Raw genomic sequence first — 17350 nt, forward strand, 5'->3', positions numbered from 1 at the left:
GCCTGAAATCAGCATCCTTATATATAATGTAAAATGCATCGTGGGTAAAAATGCTAACAGGAATTAGAAAGACTATAGCATGAATCCATAGAGACCTTCAAACAGAGACCTTCAACAGCACTAACGAAATGATGATTAAAAAAAATAAAATTTAATTTGCATATTACGAAATCATTCGTACATTTGAATACGAAACAATTCGTAGATGTAAAATTGAACTTATGAAACCAACAGATAGTGAATTAGAAATCTTGCAAGTTCTTTGGAAAAAAGGCCAAAGCAGCGTAAGAGAAGTATATGAAGCCTTAGAAAAAAAAGATGTTGGATACACCACCATTTTAAAACTTATGCAAATTATGCTTGAAAAAGGGATGGTTGAACGGGATACTAGTTCCAGGACACACCTATATAAAGCAAAGCTCAATAAGGAAGATACACAAGAAAAATTTCTAGATAGAATGATTGATTCAGTATATAATGGATCGACTAGCAGATTAGTTATGCAAGCATTAGGAAATCATCGAGCTAGTCAAAAAGAATTAGAGGAAATAAAAGCATTTTTAAAATCCATAGAAAACCAATAATCATGGAAAATCTCATATATACCTTAAGTTATACCTTGGGATGGAGCATACTTCATTCTCTTTGGCAAGCAGCTATTTTATACATCGTTTTATGCGTGTGCAACCTGCTTATCCCTGCCATCAATGCTAAAACTAAATACAATTTAGCTGTAGGAACACAAATGTTGATCTTTTTGAATTTTGTAGGAACATTGATTTATTATTATCAGCATGCATTGCCGAGTCTGAATTTAGCAACTCTGAACAAGGAAAGTTTAATGCAACTATTTACAGAAAGTCAAAAGTCTTCGTTCTCGCTAGAAAATATTTTCCCATATCTGGCCGCTGGTTATGCCATAGGTTTTAGTATTCAAATACTTTTACTAACAAAGAACTTAATTAATCTAAGGAACTTAAAATTCAAAGGACTTGCTTCTGTTCCCCAAAATTGGGACCTGCTATTTAAAAATGCAAAAGAGAAACTAAAAATAAGTCATGGTGTAAATCTGTATCTATCAAATAACATTTCAGTACCACTAACCTTAGGTTATTTCAAACCATTTGTGTTATTCCCGGTAGCCTATGTCAACCGCATGAATACAGAACAAGTGGAAGCGATTTTATTGCACGAACTTGCCCATGTAAAAAGACAGGATTATTTGTATAATTTAATAAAGGTTGCTGTTGAAACCCTTTTATTTTTTAACCCCTTTGTCTGGGCCATTTCAAAAATCATTGAAAAAGAGCGTGAACATGCTTGTGATGACATGGTGGTTGAACAAACAGGAACACCAATGATTTATGCTAATGCTTTGGTTGAATTAGAAGAACTTAGAATGAGCTTAACTCCAGCATTGACTATGGCGGCGACTGGCCAGAAAAATCAACTTTTCAATCGAATCAAACGGATCACAAATATAGAAACTAGGTATAAAAACGTAAAACATCAACTATTTGCCGTCTTGCTTAGTGGATTATCTATTATGATCCTTGCGCTGCTAACACAAATTCAACCTAGTCAGGCTCTAGAAAATCAAAGCACCAAAACAAGCTCGAATAAGTATACAAGCCAACTCACTATAGATACGGTTCATTTTGAAAACGAGCGTTTCTACCCTCAGGAGATACAAAGGTCTGAACCCAAAAAGCCTGAATTGGCAATTCAACCTATTCCAATGACGCCAGCAAAAGCTGTAGAAAAAAGACAACCAGACACAATTAAGCTTCCAAAACCGGTTGAAATCAATCTCGAGCAACTGAAAAAAGGCACTGAAAAAATCGAAATTTATTTTAATTCACCAGAATGGAAGGAACAGATTTCATCAGTAGAAAATTTAGCAAAAGAGGTTCAAAAACAATTTGATTCTCCAGAATGGAAGAAACAAATTAAAAAAATTGAAGAAAGTGGTGCAGAAATCGAAAAGTATTTTCAAAGTCCAGAGTGGAAAGATCAACTTAAGAGAATAGAAAAAGCAACTGCTAAGGTAGAATTAGAGTCAGCCAAAATCGATCAATACTTTAAGTCCCCAGAATGGAAAAATGAGTTACAAAAAATAGAGAAATCTGCCAGAGAAACTCAAAAATACTTTGAAAGTGATGAATGGAAAAAGAAAATCAAAGAAATTGAAGCTCTGAATAATTCGCCGGAAATGCAAGAAATTCATAACCGATATCAAAAAGAAATTAACGCTTTAAAGCAAAAAAAGGGATGGTCTAATTAATAGACAAATTCATCCTTTATAAGGACAGTTGTTTCGTTGTTTAGTTCGGGGGCTCCTAATGGACCCCCTTTTTGGATTTAATTTTTTTGCACAGAAAAACCTAAATGTCATTCAATATTTTAAGTAATATTGCATTACATCTTCTTGGATTTAAATGGAACATATTTATTACATCGACTTGTTAGGAACCATGGTATTTGCCATATCGGGTGCAATGGCTGCTAATAGAATGAACATTGATATTTTTGGAGCAACCTTCATGGGCTTTGTTACCGCCATAGGTGGTGGATCTTTAAGAGATCTTTTTCTGAACATCAGACCTGCTTGGGTTGAGGATGGGAACTACCTTATCGCCATTTTTATAGGCGTGTCTCTTGCTATTTTAATGAACAAAAAGCTCGATAGTTTTGCAAGAACATTATTCCTCTTTGACGCAATGGGTATCGGTTTCTTCACAGTTGTAGGGGTCCAGAAGTCCTTAACCCATGAAAGTAGTGAAATTGCCGCGGTCATGTTGGGTATGTTCTCAGCGTGTATGGGAGGAGTAATCAGAGATGTGTTAATGAATGTAACACCTTTAATTCTAAGGAAAGAGATCTATGCATCTGCTTGTTTAGCAGGAGCAATACTCTATGTCCTATTAACCTTTACTTCCCTGCCAGAGGGTATTAATGCATTAATTGGGGTTATTATGATTTTCTTAATTCGCTACTTATCGGTCCGTTTTAACCTTTCACTTCCAAGTGTATCCACAACGCTAGAAAAGTAAAAAGCCAGTTCAGTTGAACCGGCAATCGTTATCGTTTCTTTTTCAATTGTGGAAAAGTCATTTTATAACTGACCTTAACTTGACCTTTTGAAATTGCATCAAGCCTGGATTTCAACATTGTTTTTCTAATGGGACTCAATTTATCAATAAACAACTTCCCTTCAATGTGGTCATATTCGTGTTGAACCACCCGGGCGGCTAGTCCAGTTAATACCTCTTCCTTTTCTTCAAAGTTTTCATCCAGGTAATTAATCACGACGTTTTTTCTGCGCATCACCTCTTCGTTAATATTAGGAATACTTAAGCAGCCTTCTGTAAAAGCCCATTTCTCTCCCGTTTCCTCAACTAAGATGGGGTTAATAAAAACCCTCTTAAAGTCGACAACTGTCTGGTCGCCAGGGCCATCTTCATCATCTTCTCCAAAAGGAGAAGCATCAATGATAAACAACCTGATGGGCAAACCAATTTGCGGTGCAGCAAGGCCGACTCCATTGGCAGCATACATGGTGTCAAACATGTTTGCAATTAACAATTTTAAATCTGGGTAATCTTCCTCTATTTCTTCAGTTTTTTGTCTTAGAACCGAATCTCCATAGGCTACTATAGGTAACTTCATTTGTCATCAATTTTCGACACAAAGGTATTAATAATTTGGCACAGCCACCATATTGAGTTTTAAAAGCATTAATTTTACAAAATGAATAATCAGATGATCGAACCCTTGGTCTTGTTTCTAAAGCAAGTGTTAGAAACGCAAACTCAAGTATTTCAAGGAGACGGCTATTCAAACATCATGTGTCAAGATTTACCGTTTGATATCGTTTATTATCTGGAGAAAAGCCCTTTCCTTCAAGATTCGGCAAAGAAAATTATACACATCAACCATGATCAGTTCATCCATCAAAAGAATAAGATATTAAACCGTTTAAAGGTAATGGCTGGAAAGGCTAACAGAATCTACGCTCGTGAAACCATTTTAGCTAGAATAGACAAAAAAGTAACCTTAGAATTTCAATCAGATCATCATTTGCAAATTCCTTTACCTGGGAAATATCGTTATGGATTATTTCATCAGGGTGAGTTGATATCGATAGCCGTATTTAGCGGAGCCAGGATCATGAAAAACAAAGGTGAAAACCATCGTTCTTTTGAACTATTGAGGTTCTGTCATAAATCATCCTATCTAGTGGTAGGAGGATTATCTAAACTTCTCCAAGGTTTTATTACAGACTTCAAACCAAATGATATCATGACTTACGTTGATTTAGATTGGTCACAGGATTCTTCCTTAAAGAAGATTGGCTTTATCCAAGAAGGTCAAGTTTCTCCACAAAAACTTTGGATTGATCAAAACAAGCAATTTACAATAACCGATGAAAAGGATTTAGAAAAATTCAAGAGAGAATATCCTTGCGGATACTTGATTCAGAACCAGGGTAGCATAAAATTAGTTCTTTATATTTAAGACCCTCTTGTTTTTTTTACTATATTTAGGCTTTAATCAATCGAAATTTACTCCTTATGAAACGAAAACTTCGCATGGGCATGGTCGGCGGTGGAAACGATGCATTTATTGGTGCCGTTCATCGTATTGCAGCTTTTATGGATGGCAAAATAGAATTAGTTTGTGGAACCTTTAGTATTAATAGAGAGATCTCCTTAGAGTCGGGCCGTGACTTGTTTGTTCCTGAAGAACGTGTATACAATACTTTCGAAGAAATGATTGAGAAGGAAGCGAAACTCCCAGAAGGAGAACGCATGGACTTTGTAACCATTGTTACCCCAAATTTTCTTCACTATGGACCAGCGAAACTAGCCCTAGAAAATGGCTTTGATGTTGTAATCGAAAAACCCATGACTGTTTCCTTGGAAGAAGCTCAGGACCTTCAGGAAACGGTCGAACGTACAGGCGGAACTCTTTGTTTGACCCATACATATTCGGGCTATCCAATGGTCAAACAAGCAAAAGCAATGGTCAGAGAAGGCCACTTTGGGAAAGTACGCAAAATTGTAGTTGAATACCCACAAGGATGGTTAAGCAGACTCACTGAAAGAGAAGGAAATGCAGGCGCTGCATGGCGCGCTGATCCAAAACGTTCAGGAAAATCACTAGTGATGGGGGATATTGGAACCCATGCCGCACACTTGGCTGAGTATGTATCGGGATTGAAAATCACTGAGGTATGCGCGGATTTGACGACCTTTGTCGAAGGACGCGTTTTAGATGATGATGGAAACTTATTATTAAAATTTGAACAAGGTGCTAAAGGAGTCTTAATGGCATCTCAAATATCGGCAGGAGAGGAAAATGCTGTTCGAATTCGTATTTATGGCGAAAAAGGTGGTCTAGAATGGGCCAATGAAGATCCAAACAATTTGATTATCAAAATGCTTGATCAACCTCGACAATATTACCGAACAGGAAACGCTTACGCTGCCCCTTTTACCTTAAGCTCGTTTGCCACCCACAATACACGTGTACCGGCAGGTCACCCAGAAGGTTTATTGGAATCATTTGCAAATATCTATCGTAACTTTGCCCTAACTGTATCCGCAAAGAAAGAAGGTAGAACAGCAAGCCCAGAAGCATTGGATTTTCCAAATGTATACGATGGTGTACGTGGAATGGCCTTTATTGAAACAGCTGTGAAAAGCAACCAAAGTGAACAAAAATGGACCAAATACATTTTATAGAAACAGTCCAAAAAATTATTCAAATTTACGATCAGGCGAAAGAAAATCTTTCGCCTGATTTTCTTTTGGTTATTCTTGGTCCAACGGCATCTGGAAAAACAAAAATAGCGGTTGAATTAGCTAGAGAACTTCAGGGAGAAATTATTTCGGCAGATTCAAGACAGATTTATAAATATCTAGATATCGGAACGGGAAAAGATTTAGAAGATTATAAAGATATCCCTTATCATTTAATAGATATTATTGACCCTGATGAACTGTATAATGTAAAAGAATTTGAAAAAGATTTTTCCATCGTTTACCAAAATATTAAGGAGCGGAGAAAACAAGCAATTTTGTGTGGCGGAAGTGGTTCTTATATTCAAACATTATTGCAAAGTAAACCTTATGCGAACATTCCCACGGACGAATATTTCCATCAGCAATATAAGGGGTTCAATAAAGAAGAACTAATCACATTAATTAAACAGTTAAAAATTCCAATAGATTATCGAATTGACTGGAATAGTCATAAACGATTAATTCGTGCTTTAGAGATTTTGATGTACTTAGAAAAAAATCCAATGCCATTGAATCAGCCAGCTCCTGTCCAGGATTATTTAATTATCGGATTAAACCCCTCCTTGGAAACCAGAAGGGCTCGCATAGACAAGCGATTAGCTCAACGGCTTTCCGATGGTCTAATCAAAGAGGTAAAAAATTTACTCGCGAAAGGCCTGAGTCATCAAAAATTACAGTGGTTGGGCTTAGAATACAAGTATGCGTCGTTGTATTTGCTGGAAGAGTACAATGAGGTGGAGTTCAAAGAGAAGTTGAAAACAGAGATTCATCGATTTGCAAAAAGACAAATGACCTATTTTAGAAAAATGGAAAAGGATGGATTATATATACACTGGATAGATTAAAGATAAATTAAAAGGGCAACAATAGATCTGTTGCCCTTTTAATTTTACAATTTAATTTCTTCGTCTTTGGAATTAAAGAAATGAAACTCATTTAAATAATATGAAGTGGAATCTTTTACTTTAATCCATTTTCCATATTTAAAAAACCACTTCAATCGTCTGGATGCAAAACCTGCTTTAATGTAAGCAGCTATATAAGGATGAACCCAAAGTGTAATTCCTTTTTCGTTTTGTTCCTGCAATATAAAGCTTAAATTGTTTTCAATATCGTCTAGCAAAACGATGCTAGATCTAATTTCGCCAGTACCATCACAAGCAGGACATTTTTCATTTGTCACGATGTTCATTTCTGGTCTGACACGTTGCCTAGTAATTTGTACTAAACCAAATTTACTAGGAGGGAGAATTGTGTGACGGGCACGGTCTCCGGCCATACACTCCTTCAAGAAGCCATAAAGTTCTTTCCGGTTTGTGGCCTTGTGCATATCGATAAAATCGATTACAACGATACCTCCCATATCTCGCAACCTGAGCTGTCGAGCAATTTCTTTTGCCGCTTCCTTATTAACCAGAAGCGCGTTATCTTCTTGATTTTCTTTGTTGGCAATGCGATTACCGCTATTGACATCAATTACATGCAATGCTTCTGTATGTTCAATGACTAAATAAGCACCACCTTGCAAATTGACCGTCTTGCCAAAAGACGCCTTAATCTGCTTCTCTACTCCATAGTGATCAAAAATTGGTTCTTTATGCTTATAAAGCTTAACAATTTTCTCTAAATCAGGAGATATTTCTTGAATATATGATTTAACCTCTTCATAGATCTCCGAATCATTTACATAAATGTGTGTAAATTCATCGGTTAGGATATCACGCAAAATTGTTGATGCTCTATCCAATTCTCCAAGCACTTTCTGTGGAGGTTCAGCTGTTTTAAGACGTTTGGTAAATAGTTCCCATTTAGAAATCAGGTCCAGTAAATCTTTTTGGAGTTCATCAACTCCTTTACCTTCTGAAACAGTACGAATAATAACTCCAAAATTGGCGGGTTTAATACTTTCGACAATTTTTTTGAGTCTATTTCTTTCCGTACCGCCTTTGATCTTTTTTGAGATAGATACCGAGCTTGAGAAAGGCACCAAAACAACAAATCGACCAGCAATAGATAAATCAGAACTTAATCTTGGACCTTTGGTCGAGATCGGTTCTTTCGCTATCTGCACTGGAAGCAGCATGTTTCGGCTTAAAATATCTGAAATTTTTCCAGCCTTGTCAATGTCCTTTTCAAGCTTCAAACTATTGAGCAGCTTCTCTTGATAACTGCCGTTCTTTACTACCCTTGTTAACTTATTCAAGGATTGTACTTGAGGTCCTAGGTCGAGATAATGTAGGAACGCATCTTTTTCGTAACCTACGTCAACGAAAGCAGCATTTAGTCCGGGCATGATTTTCTTTACTCTCCCTAAGTAAATATCACCTACCGAGTAATTATTGCCTGCTTGCTCCCGATTTAATTCAACCAGTTGCTTGTCCTGTAGTAAAGCAATAGTCACCCCCTTATCGGGGATTGAATTAATAATTAATTCCTTTACCAACAGCTACTAAATTAAGGACTGTTGTGGACTCGCTCCACAACTCTATTTGTCCGGTTAAACAAAAAACCGTTTAATGAAAAAAAACAATCTATGATGAATAATCGATCATAGATTGTATCCACATATATTATAAAGCTTCCGCTCTACAAATTTATTTTTTCTTGTGTCTATTTTTTCTTAAACGTTTTTTACGTTTGTGAGTAGCCATTTTGTGTCTCTTTCTTTTTTTTCCGCTTGGCATAGCTTTAATGTTTTTAAATGATTATAAAATAATATGTTAATTACTTACTTAGTTCCTCAATCTTACGATCGATAAACTGAGAGAGACTTGGGTCAGCCGCCATTTGTTTACTTTTCTGAAAAGCAGCAATAGCTTCATTCTTCATCCCTATGTTTTCATAACCTGTTGCCAAATAAAAATAAGATTCAGCATCAGGCTTCTGTTCAACTACAGTCTTAAAGCGATCTATCGCAAGATCAAATTGACGACTTTGTAGTGACATTAATCCTAAAGTTTTATTTGCCTCAAGATTCTTTGGTTCAATTTTGACCACTTCCCTGAGTATGGCGATACCGCTCATTGGGTTATTTGTCCCAGTAACCATAGCTGCACCTAATCCAGTTTTCGCATTCAAATTGGATCCATCCAAATCTACAGCTTTTTGATAAACTTCAAGTGCTTTCTGATTTAATGCAGTTGCCAATGAACTATCTTGTAAATTGGTATACCCCTTACGGAATGCATCACCCGCATTCAACCAGTATTCGAAGTTAGGACTTATTTTTGCCATTTCCTCATAGATATAACCTTGAGGAGCAAATTTTTCTACATCATTCCATTTATTGGCAAGTTGTTGATAAAGATCCACCTTCTCTTTTCCTTCAGCTTTATCAATCTGTGCCTCTAATGCAGTGATTTCCTGAGCGATTGAGGGGTTCAAACCGCGTTTAGCAACTTCGGAAACGCTGCTCAAATTAAATTGTACTGCAGAAGCCTCCACTGAGGAAGTTTCTGCAGAATTTTCTTCTTTTGTCACCAAGCCCGTCACAGGTTTATACAATAAGAAACCCATTACTAGGACTACTGCTGCTACCACGACGATTTGAATTTTCTTGGTGTTCTTCATGTTAAAGGATTATTTCTTATTTCCGTTTTTAACTTTTTCTACAAAAACTTTTGCAGGTTTAAAACTTGGCACATAGTGCTCTGGAATTATAATCGCTGTGTTTTTCGAAATGTTACGAGCTGTTTTTTCTGCTCTTTTCTTCACAACAAAACTACCAAATCCTCTCACATAAACATTTTCACCGCCGATCATAGCGTTTTTAACAACTTTGAAGAATGCTTCTACGGTCTCCTGTACATCAACCTTCTCTAAACCAGTCTTGTTAGAGATCTCTGCAATAATTTCTGCTTTAGTCATATCTATTTTTACTCTAATTTATCTAAACCCTTAGCCTATCAGCCCGTTTGGGGACGCAAAAGTATCTCTTTTAAACGAATAATAAAAATATTTTATTGTTTTTATTATTACCAATTCATTGAATGCTAATGAATTAGTTTATCACCCCACACATTTACACCTCAAAAGGCTTGCAAAGCTACAATTATTTATTTGACAATCAAACTATTAATACAATTCAGTTGTCAAAACAACTGCAATTTGAGAAATATCTTCCGGAAGATGAGCCGAGGATACCACGACTCTATTTAACAAAGGACTGTTAGAAGTAGGATATGGAAAACTCGAAATAACTATCCCTTTTTCGACCAACCCTCTATAGACTACTGAAGAATTCGAGGTAAAAACTGGAAAATTTGGGACATGACTTAATTTTAATCCATTCAATTTATCCGATAACAAGAGAATATTTTGTTGGAGCCTATCAAAGGCGTTTTCATAAATAGCTCTTCCGTGAATCAAGGCATACAAACCCGCTGGACTCGCCGGAGATGCTCCAATAAATATTTGATGTTTCTTAACCAATGTTATTGCATCAGAATCTCCCATAACCACACCTGCATCTGTTCCCAAGCCCTTTGCCAAAGACGCTAAAACAACAACTTTAATCTGCTCATTTCTCAGATTCTGCGCATCTACAGAGACTGCATGTTTCTTCACCACGCCAATCCCATGAGAGTCATCCAAAATTAGAAGTAGCCGTTTATTTTTATCGATTGCTTTAAAAACAGAAAAATCATAAAGCAAAGGGGTAAGGTTATCCAAACTGTTTGAGATGATGACGAAATCATTCTGTTGCGATTGATTTATTTTAGTCAATACCTTATCCGCCCAAATTTCAAAAGGTCCCACTACATTTGGATTCTCACCTATCCATAAGGCTGGGTGAGAATCAGGCGCATAGAAAACCTGTTTTCCAGTACACAAAGATTTAACAGCGACCTGAGCCGCGAGATAGCCACTCGATAAAATTGCGGCAGATTCAAAATTGAATCGACGAGCTAAGTCCTCTTCGGCGTCTCGGTAAATCCCCAACTGAACGTTATTGTACCTAGAAGTACCATTATTTAAACCATAAAGATCAATTCCTTGTTTAAAAAGATTGATATAGGACTGGTTATTCAGCAGACTTAAATAAGCTGTTCCACCAAAAAAAAGGAACGGTTTATTGTCTACTTCTATTATCCTAGAGGTTGGTTGATGTATATTTCTAAACGAGGTCATGGTTCTGAAGTCTTCCACAAAGGTAAAAAAATAGGTGAGTTGGCTCGCAATGGAAAACCTATAGCATTCGTTAAAGATGAAGTTTTAATGGAAGATTTAATTCTACACCTATGGTAAATCCATCAATAGACTTGAAATCCTTTTTTGTTTTAAGATTAAACCCATAACCAGCTGCTACCTCAACGAGCGAAAACAAACTAACTCCCAGTTTTCCGGTTGCTGTATAGGGAGTAATTTCAGCTTTCAAAAATGGCCAAACCGCAACATTATTCAAATAGTAGGAAACTCCAAATTCCGGAATAATTGTCGTTTTGTCCATCATCCAGGTAAAATTTGCTCCAGCTTGAAATTTCAAATATTGGGATTGGTTTAAAGCGAAAAGTCCCCATGCAGCTGTTTTTAAAAAATGGCCACTTTGATGCTGGTACCCCAAAGAAGGACCAAAAATCCATCCATCATAATCAGTAGAGGAACGCTGAGCGTAGTTCATTTGACAAAGGGCAAAACTAATCAGTACAAGTAAAAATAGTTTTTTCATCTGGGTTGTTTGATATAACTCAATATTGCAAGTTAAATAAACCTCCTGAGAATCATAAAACTTTAGACACAAATCTGAACAAATACTGACTACAAGAACCTAAAGTTCAACTAATTTTAACAAGCAATTCACAATTGAAGCCTAACTTGCAGCAAATCCCTAAAAAGGCCATCAACCCCGGTTGTTATTCAGCAGAATTTAAATTAAATAAAATAAACATACAATAATCACGTTAATACATATCGAAAGATCAAACCAACACCGCTGAAAATATCCTTCAGCAAATTAGAATTCAAACCATGAAAATAATTCGAGCAAAGAACTCAGAAACTGAACAAAAACATCCCTTATGTCCGCATTGCAAACAGGCAAACTTATATGCTAGGGTAAGAAGACCATGGTGGGTAAAAACTTTTTTGTTTTTCTTACCCTTAAAACGATTCACTTGTCATCTATGTCAAAACACTTCTTACGTTTTAACAAAGAATGCTTCTGAAAATCGTCATCCTCAAACCCACTCCTAGAGCAATACCAACTTCTTAAGGCTCATATTCACGCTTCACAATTCTTATTAAATAAGATAAAAACTGGAATTAGCCTAACTAACCCTATAGAGGTGACAAATTCCAGTTTTGAGTAGGTCTTTGGAGTTAGAATTCAATATCATCAGCAACACCTGATATTCCATTTTGCTTGGCAAATCTTTCACTGTACTCCTTTTTCTTTTCATTTTGGAAATCCATCATCTGCGCGATCACATTAAAGTCATTCATGTATTTAGTTCCGGTAGAATTAACCTGGGAAACAGTTAGCCCTAAATTATCCACCAACCACTGTGCTCCGTCCATACCATTTGCATAAGCAGCCTCTAGAGCTCCCTGGATCTCAAAGAAATAATATTTATCGGCCTCCAAACGAGCCAAGTTTTCGGCTGCCTTACCCTGTGGGACAGAACCTGAATCAGCGGATGTTTGATCAGGCTTTAAGTCGCCTAATTTTTTATGCTCTTTCGCTTTTGAGAAATAGTTTGTGTAGATATTTATTACGTTGAAACTGCTATCATCTCTCATTCGATTATTCCAAATCGTATACGCTTCATCCCACATTGGACGCTCTACACCCAAAGCCTGACAGATTTGTTCGTAAGAACATCCTTCTCCGATCTTTGCGGAACCTGCTGCATAATCATAGATTCCGATACCATGAACGGCCTGCATATTTGGATCATTGGGATCTTCCACCGCTGTACTGGAGGTCTTCATTCCGGCAGAGGCGGCACCAACTTCAAAAGCTTTCTGCATATCCCCGTCCAAATACGCTTTTTGTTGATCCCGGTGGACCGAGTCATCCATTTTGCCATCCAGCATATCTTTGGCTATATCAGGAAGGCTATCTGTGAGATTTTTAAACAATTTCTTAAACATAATATTGATTTTATAAGTGAAAAAATAGATTACCATGAAACCATGAACCTGTCATAATCATTCATGAGTCTGTGATAGTAGTTTTGATTTTGATCTTGGTTGCCAGGCAATATTTCATCCATCTGTACAACCAAAGATTTGGCGTATGTTTCATATTCTGAACGCGCAGCTTGTTGTCCTTGAGTTGTCTTTTTCTCTCTATAATGTTCATATTGATCCTTACATCGGGCACGTGCCAAAGGAATAGCCATGTGTTCGACCAATCGGGCTCTACCCCCAGGGTCAAACATGTTTTGACTTTGACAGAATTTGCAGGTAAAGTAATTTGCCGTGTAGTAAAACCGATCGATTTCCACAGGAGCGCCACAATCCTTACATCGAAAACTGTTTCGAATTTGATTATACTCTTGCATAATATCCAGATATTCTTTTTCCAGATTACGCTCCATAACGTCTTTAAACGAATCTTCCATCAATCTAACCACCTTACTCTGCCAAGCATTAAAAAGCTGACTCAAAGCAATAAAATCAAAATCCTTAGCATTGGGCATGATCTGAGATTGATAGACCTGGCTACCCTTTTGAATTATTCCAGTAAATTGCGCGAGGATAGCAGACTTAAACTGCAAATAGCTACGTTTATATGGATCTTGATCTGCGTCTGCCAAAAGCTGAGCGGATTCTTGAACTTGATTCATTAATTCCTCACAACGCATTTCCATTTTGTGAAAGTAGATTTTGGCACGTTCCAGAACTTCAGAGTCCTTCTGATTGCTCGCCTCAGAATCTGATCCTGTAAAATTAAAAGCTTTCCAAACCATACAATATGTATTAAAATCAACAACTATTTTGAATTATCGTCCTTAGAAATTGTCAGACCATCTGTAAGTTCTACTTCTAGGAATACATGACCACAATAAGCACACTTGGTTAACCCATCATGCTTAGCCCTGGGAGCTCCGCAATCTTGACAATGCTTTGCAACAAGCGTGGCAGGTTCTAAAGAAACCGGATTCCTTTTTTGATTCAAGGCAATTTCTCTAAGACGTTTAACCAAGTTAGAGGAGGTGTTTTTTGAATCCATAATTAATCGCTATAACCTTGATAATATTTCCGTTTTCTTCAATTTAAACTCCTGTTCATCGATCAAGCCCTCATCAAACAACGTTTTTATCTGCTTTAATTTATCCCGAAGTTCCTGCTTCTCATCCAAAGTGATCTCTACAGGATTGTTAGCCGATTGGTGAGCTTGATGTTGGGTTTGATTCATTTCCTTCACCAAAAGTCCCATAGCAATCCCTTGCTGGGCCCCTTGTTGAATTGGGCTCCCTTCTTTACTGATTGCAATAGCGGTATTAAACTGTTGAAATCTATCCAAATCATTACCAATCATATTCATGCCTGTGACCTTATCGTAATAACTAGTTACCTCCTGTGGGAGATTAATTGAGGTCACGGTAAATTGAGTCACCATGATTCCAAGCTCTTCAAAATATGGAGCGATCAACGGTTCAATTTGTTGGTTTAATGCAGACAAATTTCCTGCAACTTCTAGGAGCGGAATGCCTGAAAGAGCCAATGCTTCCCCAAATTTTGGGGCAATGAAATCCCGCAGCTGATTCTGCAGCTCGGTAATCGTTAATTCCGGAAAAGTTCCTGCATATTCTTTAAAAAACCTCGCTACGTCTACAATCCGAATAGTATAACTCCCAAAAGCTCGAATACGGACTTGTCCAAATTGAAGATCTTTTAAGATGATAGCAGAAGGTGTTCCCCATTTTAAATTGACAAACTGTTTTACCGAAAAAAAGTAAACATCGGCCTTAAAGGGGCTTTCGAATCCATATTTCCAACCCATCAAGCGACTTAAGACTGGAATATTATTGGTTGTAAGCTTATACATGCCCGCCTTAAAGACATCAGCAATATTACCAGAATTCATAAACATTACTTGTTGGCTCTCTCGCACAATTAGCGTGGCACCATTTTTAATCTCCTTATCTCCATCCGGTACCTTCCACATCATGACAAGAGGACTATGCTCCACCCATTCAAGGATTTCTAAAAAAGGCAATTTCGAATTAGCTGAACTCATTTGTTTATAAATTTATTGGTTATTCTGTACCATATAAAAATACACAATCAAGGCCGCCATCCATATAAAACAGGTGACTACAAACCGACTACAATAAATCTAAAATTCTATTTATCAGCAGTTTACAATATAAAAAAGAGGTGAAACGAAACTCACTTTACCAGTAAAAACATTAAAAACCGACAAGCTCCTGTAGAAAACGATCAAGATCAGTCTCTTTGTCTAAGCCTAATTTTTGTTTAATCCGATATTTACTAACTCGCACACTTTTGGGTTCAATGTGAAAAGCTGAGGCTATTTCTTTCGTGGATAATTTCAAATGGATATAGGCACAATGTTTCAATTCCAATGGACTTAACTTGTCATTGGATTGCCTTTTTAATTTTTGGAAAAACTCCGGATGTATGTTTTTAAACTCTTTCACAGACTGACTAACTTTCTCTTCCAAGCGCATTTCTTGTCTAATCATCCGATCTATAAATCCAACATTCTCCTTCGTTTCAAGGTCCTGTAACTTTTCTTTGAGTTGCAGTAAAAATCTATTCTTCCGTTCAATCTGAAGTGCATCGGCCATAGATTCCTTTTGCATTTGATCCATTTGAATAGTCAATAGTTTCTGCTCAAATAATAAACTAGTTTCTTTTTCTTTTTGGATCATTAATTGCAACTCAGTTTGCATTTCCATGTCCAATTTTTGTTGTTTCAATCGTAAGTTCCGTTCCAATTGCAGCTTATGTTTGTTCTTGAAAGAATAACGAAGAAGAAACAATATAATTAGTAAAAAAACACAGACCCCACCAAGCAATAACAATTGGATACGTCGGTTGTAGGCCTTCTGCTTGGATTCTTCGATATCTGAGAGTAAACGTTTGTTTTCGTACAGGGCCTCTAATTTAGTTCCTTGAATCATCTCAGCCTAATCAAAAATCTTTTCAACAAATTCTTCCTTCCTTTTTTGATAAAAAAGCGCATTGCGAAAGTCTCCCACTTTCACAAACAATTCACTAAGACCTTGGGCAACATTCGAAAGCGTATAATAGGCCGGAATTTCAGCCCTCATGAGATGCTCATACGAGTCTAATAATTTGCTTTTAGCAAGATCTGAATCTCCTTTTTGTAAGGCAAGTTCTGCTAATAAACCATTTACATTCGCCATTATTTGATATGAATTATCGAATTTTTCATAGACATTCTTTGCCCGTTGGGCATAGCGTACAATCTGAGCCTCTGTACTCTTTTTTTGGGGGTCCTGGAATTGGAAAAAGAAATTTGCCATGTTTATATTGGCGATCGCATACGTTCTTATTGATACTTCCTGTGGAAAACGCGTATACGTGTCAATTGATTGTTGTAAATAATAATGAATACTATCCAAATATAAACGATTCTTGTTCTGGCCAAATTTAAGTTCCGAAACATAGGCCTTTGCACTGTAACTATTGGCTAATAATTCATAATCTTCAGCTTGCAACGATTTTTGAATAGCTAGTTCAGCATATTTCTGACATAAGGGCAAATTATCCCAGCCAGAATACACGCCATATAAAATATAATAAGCCCTAGCCAAAAGAGCCGGCTGCTGCTCACCTTTGAGAACCTCGATTCCCTTTTGCGCATTTTCAATAGCAAGTTCCCCCGCATCTAAATAATTGAAATAAGTCGCTTTATTTAATAGAGAATAAGCCTTACTGATTGGCAGGTTATTATTTGCTGAATAAACAGATAATTTCTCTACATAAAATTTCGCAGAATCAAAATTGTTCATTACCAAATAATGTTTGCTAAGCTCCATAAAGAGTTTGGATTGCTCCTCAGGAGAATCTGATTCATTCAGCAGTCCCTCGGCTTGTTTAAGATTTTTGATGTTATTGGAATAATCGTATTTTAAACGAGCTTGAAATGCTTGATCTAGAAATTGGGAGATCCCCTTTTCTTGAGCAAAGATCAATATGGAAAATAGTACCAGGGTTAAACTTAGATATATTTTTATACTGTTCATAAAATGAGCTACCCTCTCTCTAGATATAACTGGGTCTCCGATTTCACAGGTTTGGCTCTTTTTAGCGAAATTATACTTGAATCGCTATTTGAGTGAATAGGAAGCTCCGTTCTGATTAACTTTAATTCTTCTTGGAGAGTATTTTGGGTATACCGGTTTTCTCTATAGGTATATAATCTTACTCTAATGCTGAACAAAAAATCAAATTCAAGGCAACAAAAACCTAAAAACTCCTTTAATAGTGTTTCTTGTTTCTTTCTTATGAGCAAAATAAAACGACATGTCTTATATATCATTTTCATCTCCAAAGTAAATATACCTTTTTTTTACAATACATCCAGTTTCCCGAAATTGCCC

Annotated in this window: 19 protein-coding genes; 7 read left to right on the forward strand and 12 right to left on the reverse strand. The window is 36.7% G+C overall.

Translation table 11 applies throughout. The features are described from left to right. The first annotated feature begins 221 nt into the window (after window positions 1-221). From AC6CHH_RS13010 to AC6CHH_RS13020, 3 genes are all read left to right on the forward strand, one after another. Window positions 222-584, forward strand: coding sequence for a BlaI/MecI/CopY family transcriptional regulator (locus AC6CHH_RS13010; protein WP_498283539.1), 363 nt, complete (start codon window positions 222-224; stop codon window positions 582-584). Window positions 585-586: 2 nt separating this feature from the next. Continuing rightward, on the forward strand, window positions 587-2284 hold the full coding sequence (locus tag AC6CHH_RS13015) for a M56 family metallopeptidase (RefSeq protein WP_498283541.1): 1698 nt from the start codon (window positions 587-589) through the stop codon (window positions 2282-2284). Window positions 2285-2438: 154 nt separating this feature from the next. Continuing rightward, on the forward strand, window positions 2439-3053 hold the full coding sequence (locus tag AC6CHH_RS13020; protein WP_498283543.1) for a trimeric intracellular cation channel family protein: 615 nt from the start codon (window positions 2439-2441) through the stop codon (window positions 3051-3053). A gap of 28 nt (window positions 3054-3081) precedes the next feature. Here the strand turns inward: AC6CHH_RS13020 and def are convergent, their stop codons facing one another. After that, on the reverse strand, window positions 3082-3669 hold the full coding sequence (gene def, locus AC6CHH_RS13025) for a peptide deformylase (protein ID WP_498283545.1): 588 nt from the start codon (window positions 3667-3669) through the stop codon (window positions 3082-3084). An 81-nt stretch (window positions 3670-3750) separates the two neighbouring features. Between def and AC6CHH_RS13030 the strand changes: the two genes are divergently transcribed. The 3 genes from AC6CHH_RS13030 to miaA are packed head-to-tail and all read left to right on the forward strand — an operon-like array spanning window position 3751 to window position 6652. Then, window positions 3751-4518: a hypothetical protein gene (locus AC6CHH_RS13030; protein ID WP_498283547.1), complete on the forward strand. Its 768-nt coding sequence runs from the start codon at window positions 3751-3753 to the stop codon at window positions 4516-4518. A 56-nt stretch (window positions 4519-4574) separates the two neighbouring features. Next, a complete protein-coding gene (locus AC6CHH_RS13035; protein ID WP_498283549.1) occupies window positions 4575-5747 on the forward strand; it encodes a Gfo/Idh/MocA family protein in 1173 nt (390 codons plus the stop codon). Next, entirely contained in the window at window positions 5726-6652 is a 927-nt protein-coding gene (gene miaA / locus AC6CHH_RS13040; protein ID WP_498283551.1) for a tRNA (adenosine(37)-N6)-dimethylallyltransferase MiaA, read from the forward strand. The genes AC6CHH_RS13035 and miaA overlap by 22 nt, the downstream gene beginning before the upstream one ends. Before the next feature lie 44 nt (window positions 6653-6696). Here the strand turns inward: miaA and AC6CHH_RS13045 are convergent, their stop codons facing one another. The 5 genes from AC6CHH_RS13045 to AC6CHH_RS13065 form a co-directional block, all read right to left on the reverse strand. After that, window positions 6697-8250, reverse strand: coding sequence for an Rne/Rng family ribonuclease (locus AC6CHH_RS13045; protein WP_498283553.1), 1554 nt, complete (start codon window positions 8248-8250; stop codon window positions 6697-6699). A 281-nt stretch (window positions 8251-8531) separates the two neighbouring features. Beyond that, window positions 8532-9377, reverse strand: a complete 846-nt coding sequence (locus AC6CHH_RS13050; RefSeq protein ID WP_498283555.1) for a tetratricopeptide repeat protein — start codon at window positions 9375-9377, stop codon at window positions 8532-8534. 9 nt (window positions 9378-9386) lie between these two features. Beyond that, window positions 9387-9674: an HU family DNA-binding protein gene (locus AC6CHH_RS13055; protein WP_498283557.1), complete on the reverse strand. Its 288-nt coding sequence runs from the start codon at window positions 9672-9674 to the stop codon at window positions 9387-9389. A 207-nt stretch (window positions 9675-9881) separates the two neighbouring features. Beyond that, a complete protein-coding gene (locus AC6CHH_RS13060; protein WP_498283559.1) occupies window positions 9882-10937 on the reverse strand; it encodes a PLP-dependent aminotransferase family protein in 1056 nt (351 codons plus the stop codon). A 70-nt stretch (window positions 10938-11007) separates the two neighbouring features. Beyond that, on the reverse strand, window positions 11008-11475 hold the full coding sequence (locus AC6CHH_RS13065) for a hypothetical protein (protein WP_498283561.1): 468 nt from the start codon (window positions 11473-11475) through the stop codon (window positions 11008-11010). Window positions 11476-11774: 299 nt separating this feature from the next. Here AC6CHH_RS13065 and AC6CHH_RS13070 point away from each other — a divergent pair, with 299 nt between their 5' ends. Next, window positions 11775-11999: a hypothetical protein gene (locus AC6CHH_RS13070; protein ID WP_498283563.1), complete on the forward strand. Its 225-nt coding sequence runs from the start codon at window positions 11775-11777 to the stop codon at window positions 11997-11999. Window positions 12000-12125: 126 nt separating this feature from the next. Here AC6CHH_RS13070 and AC6CHH_RS13075 read toward each other — a convergent pair whose 3' ends face one another. The 6 genes from AC6CHH_RS13075 to AC6CHH_RS13100 form a co-directional block, all read right to left on the reverse strand. Beyond that, on the reverse strand, window positions 12126-12899 hold the full coding sequence (locus AC6CHH_RS13075; protein WP_498283565.1) for a DUF6620 family protein: 774 nt from the start codon (window positions 12897-12899) through the stop codon (window positions 12126-12128). 29 nt (window positions 12900-12928) lie between these two features. Further along, window positions 12929-13720, reverse strand: a complete 792-nt coding sequence (locus AC6CHH_RS13080; protein WP_498283567.1) for a hypothetical protein — start codon at window positions 13718-13720, stop codon at window positions 12929-12931. A gap of 23 nt (window positions 13721-13743) precedes the next feature. Continuing rightward, entirely contained in the window at window positions 13744-13983 is a 240-nt protein-coding gene (locus AC6CHH_RS13085) for a hypothetical protein (RefSeq protein WP_498283569.1), read from the reverse strand. A 9-nt stretch (window positions 13984-13992) separates the two neighbouring features. Then, entirely contained in the window at window positions 13993-14994 is a 1002-nt protein-coding gene (locus tag AC6CHH_RS13090) for an SPFH domain-containing protein (RefSeq protein WP_498283571.1), read from the reverse strand. A gap of 172 nt (window positions 14995-15166) precedes the next feature. Continuing rightward, on the reverse strand, window positions 15167-15904 hold the full coding sequence (locus AC6CHH_RS13095; RefSeq protein WP_498283573.1) for a helix-turn-helix transcriptional regulator: 738 nt from the start codon (window positions 15902-15904) through the stop codon (window positions 15167-15169). Window positions 15905-15910: 6 nt separating this feature from the next. Then, window positions 15911-16993, reverse strand: coding sequence for a hypothetical protein (locus tag AC6CHH_RS13100; protein WP_498283575.1), 1083 nt, complete (start codon window positions 16991-16993; stop codon window positions 15911-15913). Window positions 16994-17350 lie beyond the last annotated feature (357 nt).

This window comes from Sphingobacterium sp. GQ94 (assembly GCF_059758715.1).